The 21,910-nt window shown below is 74.2% G+C and carries 19 protein-coding genes; 7 read left to right on the top strand and 12 right to left on the bottom strand.

Annotated features, from left to right (window positions below; genetic code table 11):
• From AB0O11_RS05685 to AB0O11_RS05675, 3 genes are all read left to right on the top strand, one after another.
• The coding region (locus AB0O11_RS05685) for an ATP-binding cassette domain-containing protein (protein WP_363381974.1) at positions 1-483 on the top strand (483 nt) is incomplete at its 5' end.
• Positions 470-1,399 carry an ABC transporter permease gene (locus AB0O11_RS05680; protein WP_363381971.1) on the top strand — a complete coding sequence of 310 codons (930 nt, stop codon included), beginning with the start codon at positions 470-472 and terminating at the stop codon, positions 1,397-1,399. The genes AB0O11_RS05685 and AB0O11_RS05680, both read left to right, overlap by 14 nt.
• A gap of 10 nt (positions 1,400-1,409) precedes the next feature.
• Positions 1,410-2,138 carry a sirohydrochlorin chelatase gene (locus tag AB0O11_RS05675; RefSeq protein WP_363381968.1) on the top strand — a complete coding sequence of 243 codons (729 nt, stop codon included), beginning with the start codon at positions 1,410-1,412 and terminating at the stop codon, positions 2,136-2,138.
• 44 nt (positions 2,139-2,182) lie between these two features.
• Here AB0O11_RS05675 and AB0O11_RS05670 read toward each other — a convergent pair whose 3' ends face one another.
• The 3 genes from AB0O11_RS05670 to AB0O11_RS05660 form a co-directional block, all read right to left on the bottom strand.
• Positions 2,183-2,494, bottom strand: coding sequence for a hypothetical protein (locus AB0O11_RS05670; RefSeq protein ID WP_363381965.1), 312 nt, complete (start codon positions 2,492-2,494; stop codon positions 2,183-2,185).
• A gap of 9 nt (positions 2,495-2,503) precedes the next feature.
• Positions 2,504-2,779, bottom strand: coding sequence for a hypothetical protein (locus AB0O11_RS05665; protein WP_363381962.1), 276 nt, complete (start codon positions 2,777-2,779; stop codon positions 2,504-2,506).
• A gap of 124 nt (positions 2,780-2,903) precedes the next feature.
• The gene (locus AB0O11_RS05660) at positions 2,904-3,920 is read right to left on the bottom strand and encodes a hypothetical protein (RefSeq protein WP_363381960.1); all 1,017 of its coding nucleotides are present in this window, start codon (positions 3,918-3,920) and stop codon (positions 2,904-2,906) included.
• A gap of 113 nt (positions 3,921-4,033) precedes the next feature.
• Between AB0O11_RS05660 and AB0O11_RS05655 the strand changes: the two genes are divergently transcribed.
• Complete coding sequence (locus AB0O11_RS05655) at positions 4,034-4,915, top strand: helix-turn-helix transcriptional regulator (RefSeq protein ID WP_363381957.1); 882 nt, start codon at positions 4,034-4,036, stop codon at positions 4,913-4,915.
• Between the two features lie 61 nt (positions 4,916-4,976).
• Here AB0O11_RS05655 and AB0O11_RS05650 read toward each other — a convergent pair whose 3' ends face one another.
• The 4 genes from AB0O11_RS05650 to AB0O11_RS05635 all read right to left on the bottom strand — a co-directional run bounded on the left by AB0O11_RS05650 (position 4,977) and on the right by AB0O11_RS05635 (position 10,511).
• The gene (locus tag AB0O11_RS05650) at positions 4,977-5,690 is read right to left on the bottom strand and encodes a ricin-type beta-trefoil lectin domain protein (protein ID WP_363381954.1); all 714 of its coding nucleotides are present in this window, start codon (positions 5,688-5,690) and stop codon (positions 4,977-4,979) included.
• A gap of 296 nt (positions 5,691-5,986) precedes the next feature.
• Complete coding sequence (locus AB0O11_RS05645) at positions 5,987-7,504, bottom strand: DEAD/DEAH box helicase (RefSeq protein ID WP_363382061.1); 1,518 nt, start codon at positions 7,502-7,504, stop codon at positions 5,987-5,989.
• 319 nt (positions 7,505-7,823) lie between these two features.
• Complete coding sequence (locus AB0O11_RS05640) at positions 7,824-8,030, bottom strand: cold-shock protein (protein ID WP_363381951.1); 207 nt, start codon at positions 8,028-8,030, stop codon at positions 7,824-7,826.
• Between the two features lie 294 nt (positions 8,031-8,324).
• On the bottom strand, positions 8,325-10,511 hold the full coding sequence (locus tag AB0O11_RS05635; protein ID WP_363381948.1) for an MMPL family transporter: 2,187 nt from the start codon (positions 10,509-10,511) through the stop codon (positions 8,325-8,327).
• A gap of 564 nt (positions 10,512-11,075) precedes the next feature.
• Between AB0O11_RS05635 and AB0O11_RS05630 the strand changes: the two genes are divergently transcribed.
• From AB0O11_RS05630 to AB0O11_RS05620, 3 genes are all read left to right on the top strand, one after another.
• On the top strand, positions 11,076-13,310 hold the full coding sequence (locus AB0O11_RS05630; RefSeq protein WP_363382058.1) for an MMPL family transporter: 2,235 nt from the start codon (positions 11,076-11,078) through the stop codon (positions 13,308-13,310).
• A gap of 123 nt (positions 13,311-13,433) precedes the next feature.
• On the top strand, positions 13,434-14,327 hold the full coding sequence (locus AB0O11_RS05625; RefSeq protein ID WP_363381945.1) for an aminoglycoside phosphotransferase family protein: 894 nt from the start codon (positions 13,434-13,436) through the stop codon (positions 14,325-14,327).
• 173 nt (positions 14,328-14,500) lie between these two features.
• Complete coding sequence (locus AB0O11_RS05620; RefSeq protein ID WP_363381943.1) at positions 14,501-15,544, top strand: polysaccharide deacetylase family protein; 1,044 nt, start codon at positions 14,501-14,503, stop codon at positions 15,542-15,544.
• A 408-nt stretch (positions 15,545-15,952) separates the two neighbouring features.
• Here AB0O11_RS05620 and AB0O11_RS05615 read toward each other — a convergent pair whose 3' ends face one another.
• The 5 genes from AB0O11_RS05615 to AB0O11_RS05595 all read right to left on the bottom strand — a co-directional run bounded on the left by AB0O11_RS05615 (position 15,953) and on the right by AB0O11_RS05595 (position 21,746).
• Entirely contained in the window at positions 15,953-16,654 is a 702-nt protein-coding gene (locus tag AB0O11_RS05615; RefSeq protein ID WP_363381940.1) for an exonuclease domain-containing protein, read from the bottom strand.
• A gap of 141 nt (positions 16,655-16,795) precedes the next feature.
• Positions 16,796-18,745, bottom strand: coding sequence for an ABC transporter permease (locus AB0O11_RS05610; RefSeq protein WP_363381937.1), 1,950 nt, complete (start codon positions 18,743-18,745; stop codon positions 16,796-16,798).
• Entirely contained in the window at positions 18,742-19,491 is a 750-nt protein-coding gene (locus AB0O11_RS05605) for an ABC transporter ATP-binding protein (RefSeq protein WP_363381934.1), read from the bottom strand. The genes AB0O11_RS05610 and AB0O11_RS05605 overlap by 4 nt, the downstream gene beginning before the upstream one ends.
• Positions 19,492-19,547: 56 nt before the next feature.
• On the bottom strand, positions 19,548-20,495 hold the full coding sequence (locus AB0O11_RS05600) for a GNAT family N-acetyltransferase (protein ID WP_363381931.1): 948 nt from the start codon (positions 20,493-20,495) through the stop codon (positions 19,548-19,550).
• A gap of 60 nt (positions 20,496-20,555) precedes the next feature.
• Positions 20,556-21,746 carry an SAV2148 family HEPN domain-containing protein gene (locus AB0O11_RS05595; RefSeq protein WP_363382055.1) on the bottom strand — a complete coding sequence of 397 codons (1,191 nt, stop codon included), beginning with the start codon at positions 21,744-21,746 and terminating at the stop codon, positions 20,556-20,558.
• Between the last annotated feature and the right edge of the window lie 164 nt (positions 21,747-21,910).

Here is a 21,910-nt window from a genome sequence, read left to right as displayed (position 1 = left end):
AACATCGAGCTCGCCCTCAAGCTGGCCGGCGTCCCGCGCCCCGAACGCCGCGCCGAGGCCGAGCGCCTCCTCGAACTCGTCCGCCTGAACGGCGCGTACGGCAAGCGGGTGCACGAGCTGTCCGGCGGCATGCGCCAGCGCGTGGCGATGGCCCGCGCCCTCGCCCAGGGCAGCCAGGTGCTGCTGATGGACGAGCCGTTCGCCGCCCTCGACGCCATCACCCGGGACGTCCTGCACGACGAGATCACCCGGATCTGGGCCGAGCAGCAGTTGTCCGTCCTCTTCGTCACCCACAACGTCCGCGAGGCCGTCCGCCTCGCCCAGCGGGTCGTCCTGCTCTCCTCCCGCCCCGGCCGGGTCGCCCGTGAGTGGCGGATCGACCTGCCGCAGCCGCGCCGCATCGAATCCTCCGGCGTCGCCGACCTGTCCATCGAGATCACCGAAGAACTGCGTGGGGAGATCCGTCGCCATGGCCAGCACTGACACCACCCCCGTCCTGGACAAGAACGTGGACAGGAACGACGAGGCCGCGCAGGGCGCGAGCGACACCGCCGACGTGGGTGCGGGCCTGGACGCCCTGGACGCCGTCGCCGCGCAGCGCGGATCGCTCGGCGAGGCGCTGCGCCGCAAGGCGCTGCCGCCGCTGATCGGCGTGCTCGTGGTGCTCGCGCTCTGGCAGGGCGCCTACAGCCTGCACGTCACCTCCTCGTACAAGCTGCCCAGCCCGGCGGACGTGTGGCGCTCCGCCGAGGACCTCTGGTACCAGGGCACGCTGTTCTCGATCATCTGGACCAGCGTCTGGCGCGGCCTGTCCGGCTTCCTGCTCGCCGTGGTGATCGGCACCCCGATCGGGCTGGTGGTCGCCCGGATCAAGCCGGTGCGCACCGCGATCGGACCGGTCCTTCAGGGGCTTCAGTCCCTGCCCTCGGTCGCCTGGGTGCCCGCCGCCGTCATCTGGCTCGGCATCAACGACTCGATGATGTACGCCGTCATCCTGCTCGGTGCCGTCCCCTCCATCGCCAACGGGCTGGTCGCCGGCATCGACCAGGTCCCGCCGCTGTTCCTGCGGGCCGGACGCACCATCGGCGCCACCGGCCTCACCGGCGCCCGCCACGTCCTCATCCCCGCCGCCCTGCCCGGCTACCTCGCCGGCCTCAAGCAGGGCTGGGCCTTCTCCTGGCGCTCCCTGATGGCCGCCGAACTCGTCGCCTCCTCCCCCGACCTGGGCCGCGGCCTCGGCCGCTTCCTCGAGGACCAGCGCGAGTTCTCCGACATGTCCGGCGTGCTGCTCGGCATCGTCCTCATCCTCTTCGTCGGCATCGCCATCGAGCTGCTGGTGTTCACCCCGGTCGAGCGCCGGGTGCTGCGCAACCGCGGTCTGCTGGCCGCGGGCAAGTGAGGCACCGCTGATGCCCGCCCTCCTCCTGATCGCCCACGGCAGCCGCGACCCGCGCCACGCCGCGACGGTGGCCGCGCTCGTGGAGGAGGTGCGGGCACAGCGGCCCGGCATCGAGGTCGCCACCGCCTACCTGGACCACTGCGCGCCGCGGATCCCGCAGGTGGCCGGACGGACGGCGGACGCGGTGGCCGTGCCGCTGCTGCTCAACCGGGCGTTCCACGCCAAGCACGACATCCCGGCCGCGCTGCGCGCCGCCGGCTCCCGGCTGCCGGTCGCGGACGTGCTCGGCCCCTCTCCCCTGCTGCTCGCCGCCCTGGACCGCCGCCTCGCCGAGGCCGGCCTCGCGGTCGGCTCGCCCGCCGTGCGGGCCCGTACCGGCGTCGTGCTGGCGGCGGCCGGCTCCTCCGACCCGGCCGCCGACGCCGCGACCCGCGCGGTCGCCGACGAGTGGCGCCGCACCCGAGGCTGGGCCGCCGTCGAGGTCGCCTACGCCTCCGCCGCGGGCCCGCGTGTCCCCGACGCCCTCGCCGCCCTGCGTGCCGCGGGCGCCGAGCGCACCGCCGTCGCCCCCTACCTGCTGGCCCCGGGCCTGCTGCCGGACCGCATCGCGGCGGCCGCCGAGGGGGCGGACGTCCTGGCGGACGTCCTCGGCCCCGCCCCGGAGCTGGCCGCCCTCCTGCTACGGCGCTACGACGAGGCGCGCCGGGCGCAGGAGTCCGTCCCGGCCCTCACGGCCTGAGCGCGGGCTGCTCAGGCGTGGTCGAGGACTCACCGCCTGAGCCGTCAGGAGGCCTTGCGGTGCTGGTACTCGGCCACCGCGGCGGTGATCACGCTGAGTGGCACCGGCTCGTCCAGGTCCGCAATGGCGGACTCGATCCACTCCCGCATGATGGCTGTGGGCTTCAACCCCCGCTCCCGCGCCCGGCGCCGCACCTCGTCCATCACCGGCTTGGGCAGTCGCAGCGAGGTAGTGATCATCACCGAATCCGCCGCCACCGGCTCGCCCGGCTCGGCACCCATGATCTCGTCTTCGGTCAGCTCGTGCGTGTCGTAGTACTCCGCGGCCGCTTCGAGGCCCGCACCGTTGTCAGTCATCCGTCACCTTCAACTCGTCCGCTTGAGGAACAGGCGCCGCTCGGCGACCGTCATGTCCCGCGCGGTGGCGCAGTACCACGCGGATGGTTTCGCCGTGCTCGTCGCCAGAACCACCAACAGGTACCGCCCGGCTCCCGTCACGCCCAGGCAAAGCACCGAACCGTTCCGCCCGGAAGCGAACCAGTGCGGACGGACGAACACGACGTCCTCCACCTCGTCCGGAGTCACGCTGTGCCTGGCAATGTGTTCCTCGGACCGCTGGGTCCAGTAGATCTCACTATGCACGACCAGCAGCGTGTTGCAAACGCATTGCGTGAGCCAATCCTCCTCGCCCTTCAGAGTGACGGCGCGTGGAAGCACTGGCGGCGCGCATGGCCAGGACCGCGCACGCCGCCGAGCCGGGACGCGCTCAGACCCGCCGCAGGGTGAAGGTGTCCGCCGGGTGGCCGGCGTAGGCGGCGGCGAGGCCGCCGGCCAGCTGGTACAGCCGGCCGGCCGGGCCCGCGACCACCGCGGTGGGGGTGGGGTCGGCGGAGGGACGGACGGCGATGAGGCGGGCGGTGCGCCAGTGGTCCTCCGAGCGCAGTTCGACCTCGGCGTCGCGGCCGGATCCCGAGAAGGCGTTGGTGACGCCCGCGATGGAGCCGTCCGGGCGGCCCAGCAGGCCGTCCAGGTGGAGCAGGGCTCCACCGTCGGCCACCTCGACCTGCCGCAGGGCGGCCGGGTCACGGACCGGCACCTGCCACAGCGTGCCGTCGTCCCACTTGCCGAGGACCAGCCGGCCGTCCCGGTGGACGATGCCGTTGAGGCCGTACGAGCCGGGCGCGGCAGCCAGTCGCGGGTCACGCAGCAGGACGGAGGCCGTGCCGTCCGGCGTCACCCGGTAGACGACGGGGGCGAAGGAGTCGGTGACGTACGCGGTGCCGTCGGGGCCGAGCGCGATGTCGTTGGCGAGGTGGTTGCCGCCGTCGGCGGCGACGGCAGCGAGGTCGGTGTAGAAGATCCGCCGCCCGGTGTCCAGGTCGTAGGCGCCGATCCCGGCGAGCTTCCCCTGGGTGGCGGCGCCGCTGCGCTCGCCGAGGCCGTTGTCGAGGTTGGTGACCAGGACGCGGCGGTGGACCGGGTCGATCCGCAGGCCGGCGATCTCGATCAGCGTGCCGGGGTCGTCCACCAGGGTGCGCACCCTGCCGTCGGTGCCGACGGCGGAGACGGTGCCGTGCCGCAGCGAGCCGAGCAGGAAGCGGTGGTGGGCGGCGTCCCAGTCGCCCGACTCGGGTACCAGGGTGGGCGCGTGGCCGGAGATCACGGCCGGTGCCGGGCGGCCGGCGGCCGCGGCGGGCAGCGCGCCGGCCGTGCCGAGGAGGGCGGCCGCGGCGACGACGGTGGCCAAAGCCCTTCGGGCAGTGCGGTTCTGGCGGTGACTCATCGGTGTTCCCTTGCGTGTGCGGTCCGTTGACGTGATCCAGCCTCGCCCGGCCGGCCGGCCCGCAGCAGTGCGTGGGAATACTGGTAGTCCGACTACCGGGAAGGACGGGGGACATGGTGGACGTGGAGGACGCCCAGGAGCGCCGCTCGGCGCTGTCGAGCTTTCTGCGCAGTCGCCGCGCACGGCTGACGCCGCAGGAGGTCGGGCTGGCGCCCGGGGTTCGGCGGCGCACCCCGGGGCTGCGCCGCGAGGAGCTGGCGCTGCTCGCCGGGGTGGGGGTGACCTGGTACACGTGGCTGGAGCAGGGGCGGGACATCCACCCGTCGCCGGAGGTGCTGGGGAGCCTCGCCCGTACGCTGCGGCTGGACCGGGCGGAGACGGCGTACCTGTTCCGGCTGGCCGGCGGCCACCGGCTGGACGGTGAGGTGGCCGCGCCGGGGGACGTGCCGGCCCCCCTGCTGCGGCTGATGCACGCGCAGTGGCCGGCGCCGTCCTTCGTGATGGACGCCAACTGGGACATCCGGGCCTGGAACAAGGGCACGGACGCGCTGTTCGGCCTGACCGGCCGTCCGCCGCAGGAACGCAACCTGGCCTGGATGGTGTTCGGCAACCCGGTGCACCGGGCCCGGGTCGAGCACTGGGAGGAGCACGCCCGGCGCTTCCTGGCCCAGCTGCGCTCCGCCTACGCGGAGCGCGGCGGCGAGGCGACGGCCGTGGGGCGCCATCTGGCCCGGATGATCCGCCAGGTGCGCGCCGAGTACCCGGAGGCGGACCGCTGGCTGGACGAGCACCAGGTCGCGGAGCGCTCCGGCGCCCAGAAGGTCATCCGGCACGAGCGGGTGGGCCTGCTGCGGATCGACCAGCACGTGCTGCTGGCCGCCGAGGGCCTGCATCTGATCGTGCTGTCCCCGCGCGACGCCGACACCGAGGAGCGGCTGCGCCTCCTCGCCCCAGCCCCAGCCCCGGCACGGCCGGCACCGGCACCGGTGGTGTAGCGCAGAAGAAGGCGGTCCGCCGCCCCCGGCACGGCGCGGGGGTGGCGGACCGGGCCGGCCGTCAGGCCGGGAGGTTCCACTTCTGGTTGGCGGCGCCGTTGCAGTCCCAGATGCCGAGCTGGTTGCCGTTGTCGGTGGAGAAGCCCAGGTCGTCCAGGCAGCGGCCGGACTGCGGGTTGAGCAGCGAGCCGTCGGGGCGGGCCTGCCACTGCTGGGCACCGCTGCCGTTGCAGTCGTAGATCTGGACCTTGGTGCCGTTGCCGGTGCCGCCACCCGAGACGTCCATGCACTTGCCGAGGGCGCGGATCGTGCCGTCGACGCCGATCCGCCACTTCTGCGCGACCGTGCCGTTGCAGTCGTAGATCTGGACGGGGGTGCCGTTGCCGACGTTGGCGCCCTTCACGTCGACGCACTTGCTCGCGTAGCCGGAGATCTGGCCGGTCGGGCCGGCCGGCGGCGCGGCGCCGAGGATGACGCGCGGGAACATCACGGAGTCGCCGATCATGCAGGAGGCGGACGCGGTGCCGTCGCCCATCGCCAGGCCGCCGATGGCGGGGCGGGAGAACTGCACGGTGTGGGTGGAGTTCCAGTAGAGGCAGTTGGCGGTGACGGTCCAGGTCTGCATCGGGTCGAGGCCGCTACAGCTGCCGACGGCGTTCCAGGCGGAGGCCCAGGCGGCGCAGGCGGGGGCGGCCTGGGCGGCGGTGGCCGGTACGGCCAGGGAGGCGGCCCCGGCGAGCAGGGCGGTGGTCAGCAGGGCGGAGGTACGGCGCATGGAAGGTCCTTCCGGGTCGTGGGACACGTCGACTCACCACCCGCGCAACCGTGGTGACGGAGCGTCGGATGTGTGGGCCGCGTGAAAGACTCGGGGGTGCGCGGCCGGCCGTCAACCGGCAGTCCACCGGCAACTGCCGGGTGCGGTCGGGCTGAGCAGCACCGCTGTCCCGGGCGGCAGTTTCACCGGGACCGGAGGAAATGCCCCGGCGGGCCGGTCCGGGAAAGCCGAACGGGCCCCGCACGCCCCCTGGTGCGGGGAGGTGCGGGGCCCGTTCGGCGCGGTCCGGACGACCGTCAGTCGAGCTTGCGGCGCTGGCGGCCGGTGCCGTAGTTGGAGCCGGACTTGGAGCCGCTGCCGGGCTTGGCGCGGCCGGCGGAGCGGCCGATGAAGCCGGCCGCCTGCGGGCGGTCGCCCTGGGCGGCGGCGCCGAGGCGCTGCTTGGGACGGGGACGACGCGGGTTGCCGTTCATGTCGACGTCGGTGGGCAGCGCGGAGCGCTTGCCGGGCCGGCGGCGCGGGGCGCCGGACTTGGCCCCGGCGGGCTTGTCGGTGCCGGTCTGGGCCGCCCCGCCGGACGCGCTCCGGTCCGCGACGACCGGCACGGCCAGCGTCACCGGGACGCCGCTGGGCGTGCGGGCGCCGGTGATCCGGGCCAGGTCGGCGTCGCCCGGGCGGATCTTGGTGACGGTCGGGCGGATGCCGGCCACCGTCATCAGCCGGTTGACCTCGCGGCGCTGCTCGGGCAGCACCAGGGTGACGACCGTCCCGGACTCGCCGGCCCGGGCGGTGCGGCCGCCACGGTGCAGGTAGTCCTTGTGGTCGACCGGCGGGTCGACGTTGACGACCAGGTCCAGGCCGTCGATGTGGATGCCGCGGGCGGCGACGTTGGTGGCGATCAGCGCGGTGACGTGGCCGTCCCGGAACTGGTCCAGGACCCGGTTGCGCTGCGGCTGGGACTTGCCGCCGTGCAGGGCGGCGGCCTTCACGCCGTTGGCGAGCAGCTGCTTGGCCAGCCGGTCGGCGCCGTGCTTGGTGTGCACGAACATGATCACGCGGCCGTCGCGGGAGGCGATGTGCGCGGTGGCGGAGGCCTTGTCGGTCGGCTCCAGCTGGAGCACGTGGTGGTCCATGGTGGTGACCGCGCCGGCCGAGGGGTCGACCGAGTGGGTCACCGGGTCGGCCAGGAAGCGCTTGACCAGCCGGTCGACGTTGCGGTCCAGGGTGGCGGAGAACAGCATCCGCTGCCCGCCCGCGGCAACCTGCTCCAGCAGCTTGCTGACCTGTGGCAGGAAGCCCATGTCGGCCATCTGGTCGGCCTCGTCGAGGACCGTGATCGCGACGTCGGAGAGGTTGACGTCGCCGCGCCCGATCAGGTCGTCCAGCCGGCCCGGGGTGGCCACCAGCACCTCGGTGCCGCGGCGCACCGCGTTGGCCTGCCGGTTGATCGACATGCCGCCGACGACCGTGGTGATCCGCAGGTTGACGGCGGTCGCGTAGGGGGTGAGCGCCTCGGTGACCTGCTGGGCCAGCTCGCGGGTGGGCACCAGGACGAGCGCCAGCGGGTGCCGGGCGTCGGCGCGGCGCCCGGCGGTGCGGGCGAGCAGCGGCAGGCCGAAGGCCAGGGTCTTGCCGGAGCCGGTGCGGCCGCGGCCGAGCACGTCGCGCCCGGCGATCGAGTCGGGCAGCGTGGCGGCCTGGATCGGGAACGGCTCGGTGACGCCCTCGCGGGCGAGCGCGGCGAGGATCGCCTTGGGCAGCTCCAGCTCGGCGAAGGACGCCGCCGGGGGCCGGGCCGGGGTGCCCTGGACCACGGTGAACTCGGTGGCCTCGGGCGCGACGGCGGGCCGGCCCTGCTTGGGGGCGCCGCCGCGGCTGCGCGGCTTGCGCGCGCGGTTGCCGCCGGCGCTGCGGCGGGCCTGGTCGGTGGTGCGGGGGCCGCGGTCGCGCGGCGAGCGGGCAGGGGTGGTCACGGGATCTCCGTCCGTCGGTCGGCAGCCCGCAGTGCGGGCTGGGTCGGCCGTCGGAAAGGGAGGTGCGCCGCCCCGGCCGTACGGCGGCATGGGCGAGGGCCCGCACCGGTGAGGTGCGGGCCCTCGCTTCGCAGATCGCGAGTCAGCGTGGAGGCTGACGTCAGCCGATGATGCGGATGTTCTCGGCCTGCGGGCCCTTCTGGCCCTGGGTCACGTCGAACTCGACCTGCTGGCCCTCGAACAGCTCACGGAAGCCCTGGGCCGAAATGTTCGAGTAGTGGGCGAACACGTCCGGGCCGCCCTCGGCCTGCTCGATGAAGCCGAAGCCCTTTTCGCTGTTGAACCACTTCACGGTGCCGGTAGCCATAACCGTCTCCTCTAAATCTGGGGCATCAGGGACCCACACCTCGTGAATCCCGGAGTAGCCGCGATCCCCATCCGGAGACTGAAACACCGGACAAAACAAATGCGCCTGTCGGTTGGAACCAGCAGGCGCACACCACGTTCATGGGAACCAAAACTGCAACTGCCTCGACTGTAGCACGGCGCCACCCTGGTTGACCGGGGATTTTCCCGCCCTACAGATCACGTTTGGTGGCTCCGCAAAAGGGGCAGGCGACGCCCCGCCGAAGCGGGACGCCGCCTGTACGCACCGGGCGGGTCAGCGCCGGCCGGCCGGCTCCGGCACCCCGTGGGCACCGGTCAGCGGGGCCGGGCCCTCGCCGTGGCCGTGGTCCGGGGCGTCCGCGTGGCCGGGCCACCAGGCGCGGTGGCCGAGCAGCGCGGTGAGCGCCGGGGTGAAGAACATCGCCATCACGAAGGCCGCGATGAGGATGCCGATGGCGATCGAGAAGCCCATCTCGCTCATCATGGTGTTTCCGGCCAGCAGCATGGTGCCGAAGGTCGCGGCCAGGATGAAGCCGGCCGCGGCCACCGTCGGGCCGCCGTGGCGGATCGCCTGGCTCGCCGCCTCGCGGGGGCTGCGGCCCTCGCGGGCCTCCTCGCGCAGTCGGGCGATCATCAGGATGTTGTAGTCGGTGCCGAGCGCGACCACGAACAGGTAGATCAGGATCGGCAGCATGAACATCAGGCCCTGCTCGCCCTTGATGTTCTGGAACACCAGGGTGGTGGCACCGAGCGTGGCGCCGAACCCGAGGCCGACCGAGGCCATCAGGTACCAGGGGGCGACCACGCTGCGCAGCAGCAGGCCGAGGATCACCATGATCAGCAACGCGGCGATCGGGAAGACCAGGCTGTAGTCGTGGGCCATCGCCGTGTTGATGTCCTTGTACACGGAGGTGGTGCCGGCGACGTAGGCCTTGGTGCCGGCGGGCGCGTGGTCGTGGGCGACCTTGCGGACCTCGCCGATGGTGTCGATGGCCTTGTTGCTGGCTGCCTGGTCCTTGAGGACGACGGTGATGTCGGCGGTGAGTCCGTCCTTGCTGACGCCGTGGTCGGGGTCCGGCATGGCGGCGCTGGACACCCCGCTCACCTTGCCCAGGTCCTCCACGTAGCCCTTGAGGCCGGCGACGTCGATCCTGTTGCCGTTCTGGCTGGTCAGGTAGATGTGGGCGGGGTCGGCGGCACCGGCCGAGTAGGCCTTGATCATGGTGTCCTGGACGACCATCGACTCCTTGGACTTCGGCATCGAGCTGCCGGCCATGTCGAAGGTGCCCTGGTAGCCGAGCGCGGCGACCGCGAGGCCGACCATCACCAGGCCGGAGAGCAGGGCTGCGGCGGCCGGACGGCGGCCGACACCGCGGCCCATCGCGGCGAAGCGGGCGTTGGACGGCTCGCGCTGCCAGGCCTTGGAGGGCCAGAACAGGACCTTCTCCGGGATCAGGCAGAGGATCGCGGGCACCAGGGTGACCGAGGCGATCGCCGTGACGGCCACCGCGATCGCCAGCGAGGGGCCGAGCGCCTTGAACATGCCGAGGCTGGACAGGACGAGCACGGCGAAGGCGACCACGACGGCACCGGCGGCGGAGGCGATGGCCTCGCCGACCCGGCCGACCGCGTTGGCGACGGCCTGCTTGCGGTCGTCCCCGGCTCGCAGCCGCTCGCGGTAGCGGAACATCAGGAACAGGAAGTAGTCGGTGCCGACTCCGTAGAGCACGACGGTGAGGATCTGTTCCATCGAGTTGTCGGCCTTGAGCCCGAACACCTTGCTGGCGTCCGAGATCAGGCCGTTGGCGACCATCGAGTAGATGACCACCGAGAGGATCGGCAGCAGCGCGATGATCGGGCTGCGGAAGATGATCCCGAGCGTGAGCAGGATGATCCCGATCGTGCCGAGGCCGATCAGCATGCCGGCCGTCTTGCCGGCGTCCTTCTGGTCCAGGTTCATCGCGGCCGGGCCGCCGACCTGGAACTTCAGGTTGCTGCCGGAGGCGAGCGCGGTGCCTTCGTCGCGGAGCTTCTTGGCGGCGTCGGTGAACTCGTCCGTCTGCATCTTGGTCTTGTCGATGGAGACCATCGACATCGCGTACTTGTGGTCCTGGGAGTAGGACGCCGGGCCCACCGGGACGACCGTCTCGACCAGCGGGATCTTCTTGTCGGCCAGGCCCTGGGTGACCTTGGTCATGGCCGCCGCGTCGCCGTCGTCCAGCTTGCCGCCGTCGGTGCGCTCGAAGAGCAGCAGCGCCGAGGGCGATATGGCGGACGGGAAGGCCTTCTGCTGGACCTCCGCGGCCTGGATGGACTCGTAGTGCTTGGGCAGGAAGGCCGCTTCATCGGAGTTGGCCTTCAGCGGCGGGGCGGTCGCGATGATCGCGACCGCGGCGATCAGCCATGCGCCGATCACCCACCACGGGCGGCGAACGACGAATTGTCCTAGCCGGTGGAACATGCTCGATGCCTCCTGGGCATGGTTCACCGCAGCCCTTGGGGGACGGGACGCTGGGCGACGGCAGGACCGGCGCGCGGAGTGCTGTGGACACTCTCTTGCCGGTCGGCAGGTAAGTAGGTCTGGGTCATCATCCTACGAGTACTTGCTTGCCGCCCGGCAAGGAGCCCCCGTCGTCTTCAAACCCCCGTGGCCGCCCCGAAGCGGCCCCGCTCCAGTTTCTCCCGGGCGCAACCCCGTTGACCTCGTGCTCCGGGTGGAGACTTCTCCCCCTCAGGGTGGAGGCGCACCCCCTACCCCCCAGGAGGAGATCTCGGGGTCCCGGGGTAGGGAAAACCCCACCCCGACCCCGAGGAGAGCACCAGGAAACGGCCACCCGTCAGCCGGATTACCCGCCAACCCCCGCTTCCCTACTGTCGACCGGGACGCCGGACCGCACCCGGCACACCCCGACCGGCGGTTCCCCGACCCAGGGCCGCCGCCGCTCCCGTCCGGCGACGACCGCCGCTCTCCCAGGGGGGAACCACCATGAAGCCCGTGAAGTCCAGACTCGGCCTGGCGGCCGCGATGGGTGCCTGGAGCGCCCGGCACCGGAAGACCGCCGTGTTCGGCTGGCTGCTCTTCGTCGTCCTGGCCGCCGCACTCGGCACCGTGCACGGCAGCACCAAGGTGACCGACGCCGAGTCGATCCCCGGACAGGTCTCCCGGGCCGCACGGATCCTCGACGAGGCGGGGCTGAAGAGCCCGGCCGGCGAGACCGTCCTGGTCCAGAGCTCCACCCGCAGCGCCGACGAACCGGAGTTCCGCGCCGCCGTCGGCCAGGTGATCGCCGCCGTGAACGGCACCGGCCAGGCCGCCGAGGTCCGTTCGCCGTACGACACCAAGGCGGTCTCCGCGGACGGCCACTCCGCGCTCGTGATGGTGACGCTCAAGGGCGACCCCACCGAGGCGGTGGAGCACGTCCGGTCCGTGCTGGACGCGGTGGCCGGCGTACAGGAGCAGAACCCGGACCTGACCGTGGTCCAGCTCGGCGACGCCAGCTCCGGCAAGTGGATGCAGGACCAGTTCAAGAACGACTTCGCCCGCGCCGAGTGGACGGCCGTGCCGCTCGCCCTCGGCATCCTGCTGGTCGCCTTCGGCGCGCTGGTCGCCGCCGTGCTGCCGGTGGTGCTCGCGCTCACCGCCTTCGTCGCGGCCGCCGGACTGGTCGCGCTCAGCAGCGGGTTCCTGCACACCAGCAACGACGCCAGCTCGGTGATGCTGCTGGTCGGCCTCGCCGTCGGTGTCGACTACTGCCTCTTCTACCTGCGCCGCGAACGCGAGGAGCGGGCCGCCGGGCGGGACGCGGCCACCGCGCTGGCCGTGGCCGCCGCCACCAGCGGCCGCGCGGTGCTGGTCTCCGGCGTCACCGTGGTGGTCGCCATGGCCGGGATGTTCCTCACCGGGATCGCCACCTTCCGCTCGATGGCCTACGCCACCATCGTGGTCGTGATCACCGCCGTGCTCGGCTCGCTCACCGTGCTGCCCGCGCTGCTGTCGATGCTCGGCGACCGGGTGGAGAAGGGCCGGGTGCCGTTCCTCGCCAGGCTGCGCCGGCCGGACGCCGCGCAGACCGGCGGACGGTTCTGGAACGCGGTGCTGACCCCGGTGCTGCGCCGCCCGCTGGCCGCCACCGTGCTCGCCGGCGCCTTCCTGCTGGCCCTGGCCGCGCCGATGCTCACCATGCACACCGCCAACCTGACCTTCCAGCAGCAGCTGCCCAGGGGCAACGCGCTGGTCGCCGCCTCGCAGAAGATCGAGGCCGCCTTCCCCGGCAGTCCCGGCCCCGCCACCGTCGTGATCAAGGCCGCCGACATCGACTCCCCCGCGATGACCGCCGCGATCGCCGACCTCAAGGCGAAGGCCCTGGCCAGCACGCTGATGCACGGCCCGGTGGAGGTCGCCGTGCACGCCGACCGGAACGTCGCCACCGTCGACATCCCGCTCAACGGCACCGGCAACGACGCCACCAGCAACGACGCCCTGAAGAGCCTGCGCGAGGACCTGGTGCCCGCCACCGTCCTCAAGGTGCCCGGCACCGAGGCCCCGGTCACCGGCCGCACCGCCGGGTCGTACGACTTCAACCACAAGATGACCGGCTCGATGCCGCTGGTCTTCGCCTTCGTGATCACCTTCGCCTTCCTGCTGATGCTCACCTCGTTCCGCTCGCTGGCCGTCGCCGTCACCGCCGTGGTGCTCAACCTGCTCTCGGTGGGCGCCGCGTACGGGGTGCTGACGCTGGTCTTCCAGCACGGCGTGGGCGCCTCGCTGCTGGGCACCGCCGGGGTCGGCGCGGTGGAGTCCTGGGTGCCGCTGTTCCTCTTCGTGATCCTCTTCGGACTCTCGATGGACTACCACGTCTTCGTGGTCTCCCGGATCAAGGAGGGCCACGACCGCGGCCTGCCGACCCGGGCCGCGATCGCCCACGGCATCCGTTCCACGGCCGGGGTGGTCACCAGCGCCGCGGTGATCATGGTGGCGGTGTTCGCCGTCTTCGGCTCGCTGTCCATGCAGGTGATGAAGCAGATGGGCGTGGGCCTGGCGGTCGCGGTGCTGATCGACGCCACGGTGATCCGCGGGGTGCTGCTGCCCTCGGTGATGACCCTGCTGGGCGACCGCAACTGGTACCTGCCGCGCTGGCTGAACTGGCTGCCGGACCTCTCGCACGGCGAATCCGTCCCGCCGCCCGGCGCCGGCCGGGCCCTGCACGCCCAGCCGGCCGCCCCGGCGGAGGGGGCGCGCCACCGCAGGGCCGAGGTCTGAGCCTCCCGGCACCTCCGACGCGTCCGGCGCCGGGCCCCGCAGCGCGCGGGGCCCGGCGTCCGTGCGTCATGATGATCACCGTCCGGGATCCCCCGGACGGTGTCGGCGGAACGGAACCCAGTCATGATCCCCTTCGACGAGGGCCGTGCCCGGCTGCTGCTCGCCCGGGCCTGCGAGTCGGCCGGGCTGACCGCCCCCGCCGGGGCCACGCTGCTCGCGCTCGGCGAGAACGCCGTCTTCGACCTCGGCGACCCGGCCGTGGTCGCCAAGGTCGGCCGCGGCCCCGAGCTGTACGACCGGGCGCACCGCGAGCTGGCGCTCGCCCACTGGCTGGCCGGACAGGATGTGCCCGTGGTCCGCCCGTACGACGCGGTCGCGCCCGAACCGCAGCTGGCCGACGGCCACCCGGTCACCTTCTGGCACCGGCTCGCGCCCGCCGTCCGGCCCGCCCGTCCGGTCGACCTCGCCCCGCTGCTGCGCGCCCTGCACCGGCTGCCGCCGCCGCCCTTCACGCTCGGCCGGCGCGACCTGCTGGCCCCGGTCGAGCGCTGGCTGGCCTCCGCCGAGGGCCACGTCGACCCGGCCGACGTCGCCTTCCTGCGCCACCGCCGGGACGCCTTCGAGGCCGCCCTGCCCGACCTCGTCCCGCAGCTGCACCCCGGGGTGATCCACGGCGACGCGCTGCCGCGCAACGTCCAGGTCGGCCCGGACGGGCCGGTGCTGCTCGACCTGGAGTTCATGGCGAACGACCTGCGCGAGCACGACCTGGTGGTCCTCGCGCTCAGCCAGGACCGGTACGGCGTGCCCGCCGAGGAGTACCGGGCGTTCACCGCGGCGTACGGCTGGGACGTGCGCGAGTGGCCCGGCTTCACGGTGCTGCGCGGTGCCCGGGAGACGGCCAGCGCCTCCTGGGTGGCGCAGCAGGCGGCCAGCAACCCGGCCGCGCTGAAGGAGTTCCGGCGCCGGGTCGACTCGCTGCGGGACGGGGCCACCGAGGTGCGCTGGTACCCGTTCTGACGGCCCTCTCCGTTACCCGCGTCGGCGCGAAGACGCCACCGGGGCGGGTGTGAGAAGACTCTTACGGCGGTTCGGTCCGGCCCGGAACCGGGGAACGTACGATCGGCGTCCTGTCGGACAGTCGTCCTGACCCGAGAGACCGGCACCGTACTCGCACCTCAGGAGCCGCCGCCATGCACCGGACCGCCCACCGCCCCTCCGCCCTGACCCGACCGTCCCGCTCCCGGCGCCGGCTGTTCGCGGGCTGCGTCACGGTGGCCGCCGCCCTGGGGCTGACCGCGTGCGGGACCGCCAGCGGGGCGCTCCAGCCGCCGAGTGCGGCGGCGCCGTCCGGGACGCAGTCCCCGGCCACCGCCCAGCCGAGCGGGACGGCGGCGGCCACCATCGCGCCGGCCCCCGGCCCGGACGCCGTACCGCCGGCTTCCCCGGCCCCGGCCGTTCCCTCCTCCGCCCCGGCGGCTGCGCCGAAGTCGGACCCGCCCGCGGCCACGGGCTCCCCTACGGCCTCCACCGCACCGGCCGCCCCGACCGCGCCGGCCACTCCGAGCGCACCGGCCGCACCGGCTGCACCGGCTGCCGGGCCGTCCTCGCCCGCCGCGCCGCCCCCGCACACCGGGGCGGGCACCGTGATCGGCTCCACCGCCTCCGGCGGCCGCACCGTCGCGCTCACCTTCGACGACGGCCCCGGCCCGGCCACCGGCCAGATCCTCGACCTGCTGGCCCAGTACCACGCCAAGGCCACCTTCTGCGAGATCGGCCAGAACGCCGCCGCCAACCCCGCCATGGTCAAGCGCATCCTGGCCGCCGGGCACCGGCTCTGCGACCACAGCGTCCACCACCCGCAGCCGTTCGCGAAGCTCCCGCACGACAAGGCCGTGTACGAGATCACCGCCGCCCGGGACATGATCGTCCAGGCGGGCGGCCCCGGCACCGAGGTCAACTGGTTCCGTGCCCCGGGCGGCGGCTTCAACAGCGACAACGAGCACATCACCGCGGGCCTCGGGATGTCCTCGCTCGGCTGGTCCGTCGACCCGCGCGACTGGTCGCGTCCGGGGACGCCGGCCATCGTCTCGGCCGTGCAGAAGCAGCTCAAGCCCGGCGGCGTGGTCCTGATGCACGACGGCGGCGGCGACCGCAGCCAGACGGTGGCCGCGCTCAAGCAGCTGCTGCCCTGGATGGTCGCCGAGGGGTACACCTTCGACTTCCCGGCCGCGTAGCGCGGTCGGCGGTCGGCGGTCGCCCCGGGGCCTTCCCCTCGTTCGGCCGGTGGACGAGGGCGCACCTGCCGCCCGCCGCAGCCCTCGTACCAGCCTCCGGGCTGACTTCCGGCACTCCTTCGAGCCGCCGACTTCCGCACCTGGAACGGCGCCTGGGCTTCGGCCCGGGCCGGCGGCCTCGGCCGGGGTGAAGCCCAGCCGCCCCGGGCCCCGCGTTCCCGGCGCCGAACAGCAGGCCGCCGAGCAGCCCCCGGTCGTCCTCGGCGGCGGTCGCCGGGCCCCGGTCGGTGCTGCTGCGCACCGCGCGGTGGAAGCCCGGCTCGGCGACCATCGGGCCTAACCGGCGCTCGACCTCGGCGGCGAGGGCGAGGAAGCCGGGCAGGTCCGCGGGGCGGGCCGGGCGTACCGTCACCGGGCGGGCCAGCGCGGGTCGACCACGGCCTGCGGGTCCTTGCCGCGGCGCAGCCAGGCCTGGAGGCCCTCGGCCCACTGCCGGTACCAGTCGATCTGCCGCCGGTGCAGTTCGGCGGGCGGCACCGCTCCCACCTCGGCCGGGTAGCGCCCGGCCAGCGCGACGGCGACCCGGACGGCGGCCAGCGCGTCGCTGCCCGCCTCGTGGGCGTCCGTCAGCTCCACCCCGTACAGCTCGCAGACCCGCTGCAGGGTGCGCGAGCCCTTGCGGTACTTGTCCACGGCCCGGTCGATCACCAGCGCGTCCAGCACCGGTCCGACCGGCCGGCCCAGGCGCTCGGCGAGCGTCGCCAGCCCGTACCGGCGCAGCTCGGCGTCGAGCAGCGACAGGTCGAACGGCGCGTTGAACGCCACCACCGGCCGTCCGGCGGTGATCCGCTCGCACAGTGCGGCGGCTATCTCCTCCACCGCTTCCTTGGCCGGCCTGCCCTTGCTCCGCGCTACCTCGTCCCCGATCCCGTGGATCGCCTCCGCCTCGGCGGGTATCGGCACCCCGGGGTCGAGCAGCCAGTGCGCGGCCCCCACCCGGGCGGCCCCGACCGTGTCCACGAGCGCGGCCGTGACGATGCGGTCCACGGCCGGGTCGGTGCCCGTGGTCTCCAGGTCGAAGCCGACCAGTGGCTGCTGCCACCAGCTCATCAGGTGTGTCCTTCCGTCCTGCCTCTCGAAACAGCCCCTATCATCACCCGCCCCACCGACAACCCGGCCGGGGGAGCCCGATCGTCCTCGTCGCCGCGCCTCGTGCCCGGGCCGCTCGGTGCGGCCGGGGCACCGGCCCGGTCAGCCCGCCCGGCCGGCCGGGCGGGCGAGGGCGAGGCGGCTGGGCAGGACGCTCGCCGCGACGGCGAGCAGCAGGCACAGGGCGGCGCTCGCGCCGAGGGGCGCCCAGGGCAGCCGCAGGGCGACGGTGGTCTGACCGGCCAGGATGCGGTGGTTGAGCAGTGCGGTGGTACCGAACTGGGTGAGCGCGGTGACGGCGAGGGCGAGCAGGGCGGCGGTGGTGACGACCAGGACGGCCTCCAGCGCGACCATCCACGTCACCTGGCGGCGCACCGTCCCGGCCAGCCGCAGCACGTCGAAGTCGCCCCGGCGGTCGGCGGTGCTCATCACCATGGTGTTGACGATCGCGATCAGCGCGTAGAGCAGCGCGGGCCCGAGGATCGTGGTGGTGGCGATCCAGGCGTAGTGGGCGCCGGGGTCGGGCCCGGGGTCGCGGGCGTCGGTGAGGGTGCCGCCGAGCCGGTCGGCCGGTTCGCCGTCGAGGTGGACGGCGGTGGGGCGGGCGCCTGCCAGGTGGCCGGCGGCGGCCTCGCCGCTGAGCAGGACCTCGTCCAGGCCGAGCTGGGTGCGGTAGACCAGGACGAGCCGCAGGCTGGTGACGGTGCCGTCGGCGAGGCGCAGGTTGACCTGGTCGCCGAGCTTCCAGCCGTGGCCGCGGACCTGGTCGGTGGAGGCGGCGAGGGTGGCGCCGCGCAGGTCGGCGGCACTGCCGCCGACGGCGGGCAGGGTCCAGGCGGTGGCGAGGTCGCCGTCGACGACGGTGGCGGCGGACGGCACGCCGGCGGGCGAGTCCTCGCCGTGGTCGTCGAAGTCGGGGACGGCAGCGCCGAGGCCGGTGACCACGGTGGCGGTGGTGGCGGTGGCGTGCAGGCCGGGCCGGGTGGCGGTGAGCCGGTGGGCGGCGTCGGCGGGCAGCGGGGCGGCGCCGGGGCGCAGCACGTACCGGGCGGCGGTGGTGGCCCGGTTCTGGGCGGTCATGGCGTCGGCGAAGGCGGCGGTGGAGCCGACCACGGTGCCGGTGAGCGCGATGGTGAGGAAGGCCGGGGTGGCGGTGGAGACGGTGCGGCGCACGGCGGTGAGGGCGTTCTGCCGGGCGAGCAGCGGGGCGACGGCGACGGCCCGGGTGAGCGGGGCGCTGAGCAGCCGGACCAGCGGCGGGACGAGGACGGGTGCGAACAGGGCGAGCGCGGTGATGGTGAGCAGGTCGGCGCCGAGCACCCACTGGGAGGCGAGCTGCGGGTCGCCGGGCTGGTCGCCGGGAGCGGGGGGCATGGCGGGCGCGGCCAGGTAGTAGCCGACGGCGGCGGCCAGGGCGAGCAGTCCGAGCAGGGCGCAGGTCCAGCGCAGCGGGGTCATGACCCTGCGGTCGGCGGCGGCGTCGCCGAGCGCCTCGACGGCGCGCACCCGGCCGGCCCGTAGGGCGGCGGTGACGGCGCCGAGCAGGGCGACGAGGAGGCCGACGGCGACGGCCGGCAGCATCGGCCCGGCGGCGGGGTGCGCGGTGAAGCCGTCGGGGGCGGCGCCGCGGGCGACCAGCCAGGCGGCGAGCGCGGGTGCGCCGGGCAGTGCGAGCAGGCAGCCGCTGACGGCGGCGGCGAGGGCGACGACGGTGGCCTCGCCGGTGATCAGCCAGACGATCTGCCGGGGTGTGGCGCCGACGGCGCGCAGCATCGCGATCTCCTGGCGGCGCTGGGCGACGGCGAAGGCGAAGGTCCCGGCGACGACGAAGACGGCGACGAAGGCGGCCATCGCGGCGGTGAACTGGAGCACCTTGTGCAGCGAGGGCGCGCCGAGCGGGGAGTCGTCGCCGGCGGTGTCGTTCAGCAGGCTGCCGGTGGTGGCGACGAGCAGGACGCCGAGGGTGAGGGCGACGTAGGAGCCGGCGAAGGCGGCCTTGCGCCGCCGCAGGCTCGCGGCGGCGACCGGCAGCAGGGTGGCGAGCGAGGTCATGCCGCCGTCTCCAGGGCGGTCATCCGCTCGGCGACCTGCTGGGCGGTGGGGTGGGGCAGGTCGTCGACGATCCGGCCGTCGGCGAGGAAGAGCACGCGGTCGGCGTGGGCGGCGGCGACCGGGTCGTGGGTGACCATGATCGTGCTCTGGCCCTCGCGGTCGACGAGCTCGCGCAGCAGGGCGAGGACGTCCCGGCTGCTGGTGGAGTCGAGGGCGCCGGTCGGCTCGTCGGCGAACAGCATCCGCGGCCGGGTGATCAGTGCGCGGGCGATCGCGACGCGCTGCTGCTGGCCGCCGGAGAGCTGGGAGGGCAGGTGCCGGGCGCGCTCGCCGAGGCCGACCTGGGCGAGGGCGCGGTGCACTTCGGCGCGGTCGGGGCGGCGGCCGGCCAGTCGCAGCGGCAGGCCGACGTTCTGTTCGGCGGTGAGCGAGCCGACCAGGTTGAAGGCCTGGAAGACGAAGCCGATCCGCTGCCGGCGCAGCACCGTCAGCTCGGTCTCGCCGAGCCCGGCGAGGTCGGTCCCGTCCAGGGTGACCCGGCCGCTGTCGGGCCGGTCGAGGCCGGCGCAGCACTGCAGCAGGGTGCTCTTGCCGGAGCCGGAGGGCCCCATGACGGCGGTGAAGCCGCCGCGCGCGAACTCGACGTCCACCCCCCTGAGCGCCCGTACGGCCTCCGGCCCGGTTCCGTAGGTGCGGTGTACGTCGTCGAGGCGCAGCACGGCCTCGTTCTCCCCCGTGATCTTCACGGGGGCTACACCTACCACGCGGGCATCGGCCCAGGCCAGCGGACTTGGACGAATCGTTACGGCCCCGGGTGAACCTCCGTCAGGAGGCGGGCCTCGGCGAGGACGTCGGCGTCGACCTCCTCGCGGGTGCGCGTGCCGTGGTCCAGGATGTCGTACTCGTCGTCGAGGCACGAGAGCGGATCGGCCGCTTCCAGCCGGTGCCCGAAGCGCTGGTGCACGGCGCGGGTCAGCTCCCGGGGCGTCAGCTCCTCGTCCAGGAAGCGCGCGGCGAGCGCCCGCAGGACGGCCTCGGTGGCGGAGGTGCTCCCGGAGGGGTGGAAGACCAGGCCCTGTTCGGCCAGTGCGGGCGGCAGCAGCGCGTGCAGTTCGGTGGCGGCCTCGCCGTACGGGCAGGCGGCCAGTTCGCGCAGCGCCGGGCCGTCGAGCCCGGCGACCAGTGCCTCGCAGGCCGCGTCGATCACCGTCCGGCCGGCGGCCGCGTCGGTGCTCCACAGGGCGGCCCGGTCCTGGAGCCGGGTGCGCGCCTGCTCCGGCGTGGTCGCGGGGGTGGGCTCGGGGGCCGGGCGGTGCATGTGGACGTCGATCGGGTCCTCGTGGACGACGGTGAAGCCGTGCCGCTCGTACAGCCGCTGGGCGGCGCTGCCCCGCAGGACGACGAGGCGCACCGGCTCCCCGGCGGCGTCGGCCTCGGCGAGGAGGCGGCGCAGCACTGCGGTGCCGAGGCCGCGCCCCTGGAGCCGCGGGGCCAGGTAGAACAGCTCCAGGTGGCGCCCGCCCTGCTCGTCGGGGCGGACGGTGACGGAGCCCGCGAAGGCCCCCTCGACCAGCAGTACGGACGTCCACCTGGTGGAGAAGGAGTCCGCCACCCGCCGACGGGACCGGTCCGGGTCCCAGCGGCCGAGGCGTTCCAGGTCGGCGCGCATGACCTGGTCCTTGAGGTCGGTGATGCGTTCGAGGTCGTCGAACGCGGCGGGTACCAGGGTCCAGGCGGGAAGGCTGCTCACGGCCCGCAGTCTGGCAGCAGCCGTACCCCGCCGACCAGCAGGTTTCTCCCGGTACGGGCCTCAGGACACGGGCCGGGAGTCGGCCCAGACGCCCTCGAACTCCTCGCGGTAGACCTCCAGCAGTCCCGGCTCGGTGCCGCCGGGCTGCTGGCCGGCGCCGCCGCGCAGCACCAGGGCCGGGGACTCCATGCCGCGGGCGCGGCGCAGGTAGGGCTGGATGACGCCGAGGTCGCGGCCCTGCCGGCGGCCGCCCGCCTGGCCGGTCGTGCGGGGGCCCTCGACCAGGTAGGCGGTGAAGCGCGGGGTCTCGTCGAAGACCCGGATCTCGAAGCCGCCCTGGTCCCGCAGCCGGGCCCGGACCCGCCGCACGTGCATGATGTTCATCTCGATGGAGCGCGACAGCTCGCTGCGTCCGAGGCCGAGTTCGCGTTCGCGGCGGCGCACCGCGCTGCTCGCCGGGTTGAGGAAGAGCAGCCGCACCCGGCAGCCCTCGCCGGCGAGGCGCACGAGGCGTTTGCCGGTGTAGTTCTGGCAGAGCATGCCGAGGCCGATGCCGAGCGCGTCGAGGCGCCGGGCGCCGTCCAGCAGGTCCTCCACCGGCAGGTCGCGCTGGAGCCGGACGCGGTCGGCGTGCACCGCGACGACGTCCGCGTACCGGCCGGCCACCAGGGACTCGACCACGTCGGCGGGCACACCGCCGGCGCCGCCGTCCAGCACGGCCAGCAGCCGGGCGGCGGCCCGCTCGGTCTGGGCCAGCACGGTCTGGGTGAGCACCCGGTTGCGGGAGACCACGTGCCGGGCCACTTCCAGTTCGTCGAGCGCCAGCTCGATCTCGCGCCGGTCGGCCAGGTACGGCTCGAAGCAGGGCCAGTGCTGCACCATCAGCTCGCGCAGCTGGGGCAGGGTGAGGAAGACCAGCGGGTCGTCGTCGGCCGGGTCGAGCAGGTAACCCTTGCGGCGGCTGACCTCGCGCACGGCCCCGGCGCGGTGGGCCCACTCCTCGCCGGCCGGCCCGGCGGCGGCGGTGACCCAGTCCTCGCCGTGGGCGGGGGCGTAGATCGGGTGCAGCACCTCGTCGACCAGGGCGCGCAGCCGCTGTTCGACCAGGTTGAGCCAGACGTAGGCGCGGCCGGACAGCCGGACCCGCTGGTAGGCGTCCTCCCACTCGCCGACCGACCAGGCCAGTGCGGGTATCTCGACCGGGCCGCTCTGGGCGGGCACCAGGGCCCGGCCGGTCAGGGTGGGACGCATGACCACCGTGGGCGCCTCGCTGCGGGCCGCGCCCCGGTCGGGGCCGCCGGGCCCGGAGCCACGGCCGCCGGCGGGGAACACCATGCGCCACCTCATCTGGTTGCTGCGGCTGACCCCCACGGGCGCGGGGACCGTCGAATTCCTGGCGGCCCGCCCGGGCGGCG

The sequence above is a fragment of the Kitasatospora sp. NPDC093102 genome (genome assembly GCF_040683915.1).
Classification (GTDB): domain Bacteria; phylum Actinomycetota; class Actinomycetes; order Streptomycetales; family Streptomycetaceae; genus Kitasatospora.
Note: the sequence above shows the minus strand (reverse complement) of the source record. Positions and strands in the feature narration are given on the sequence as shown.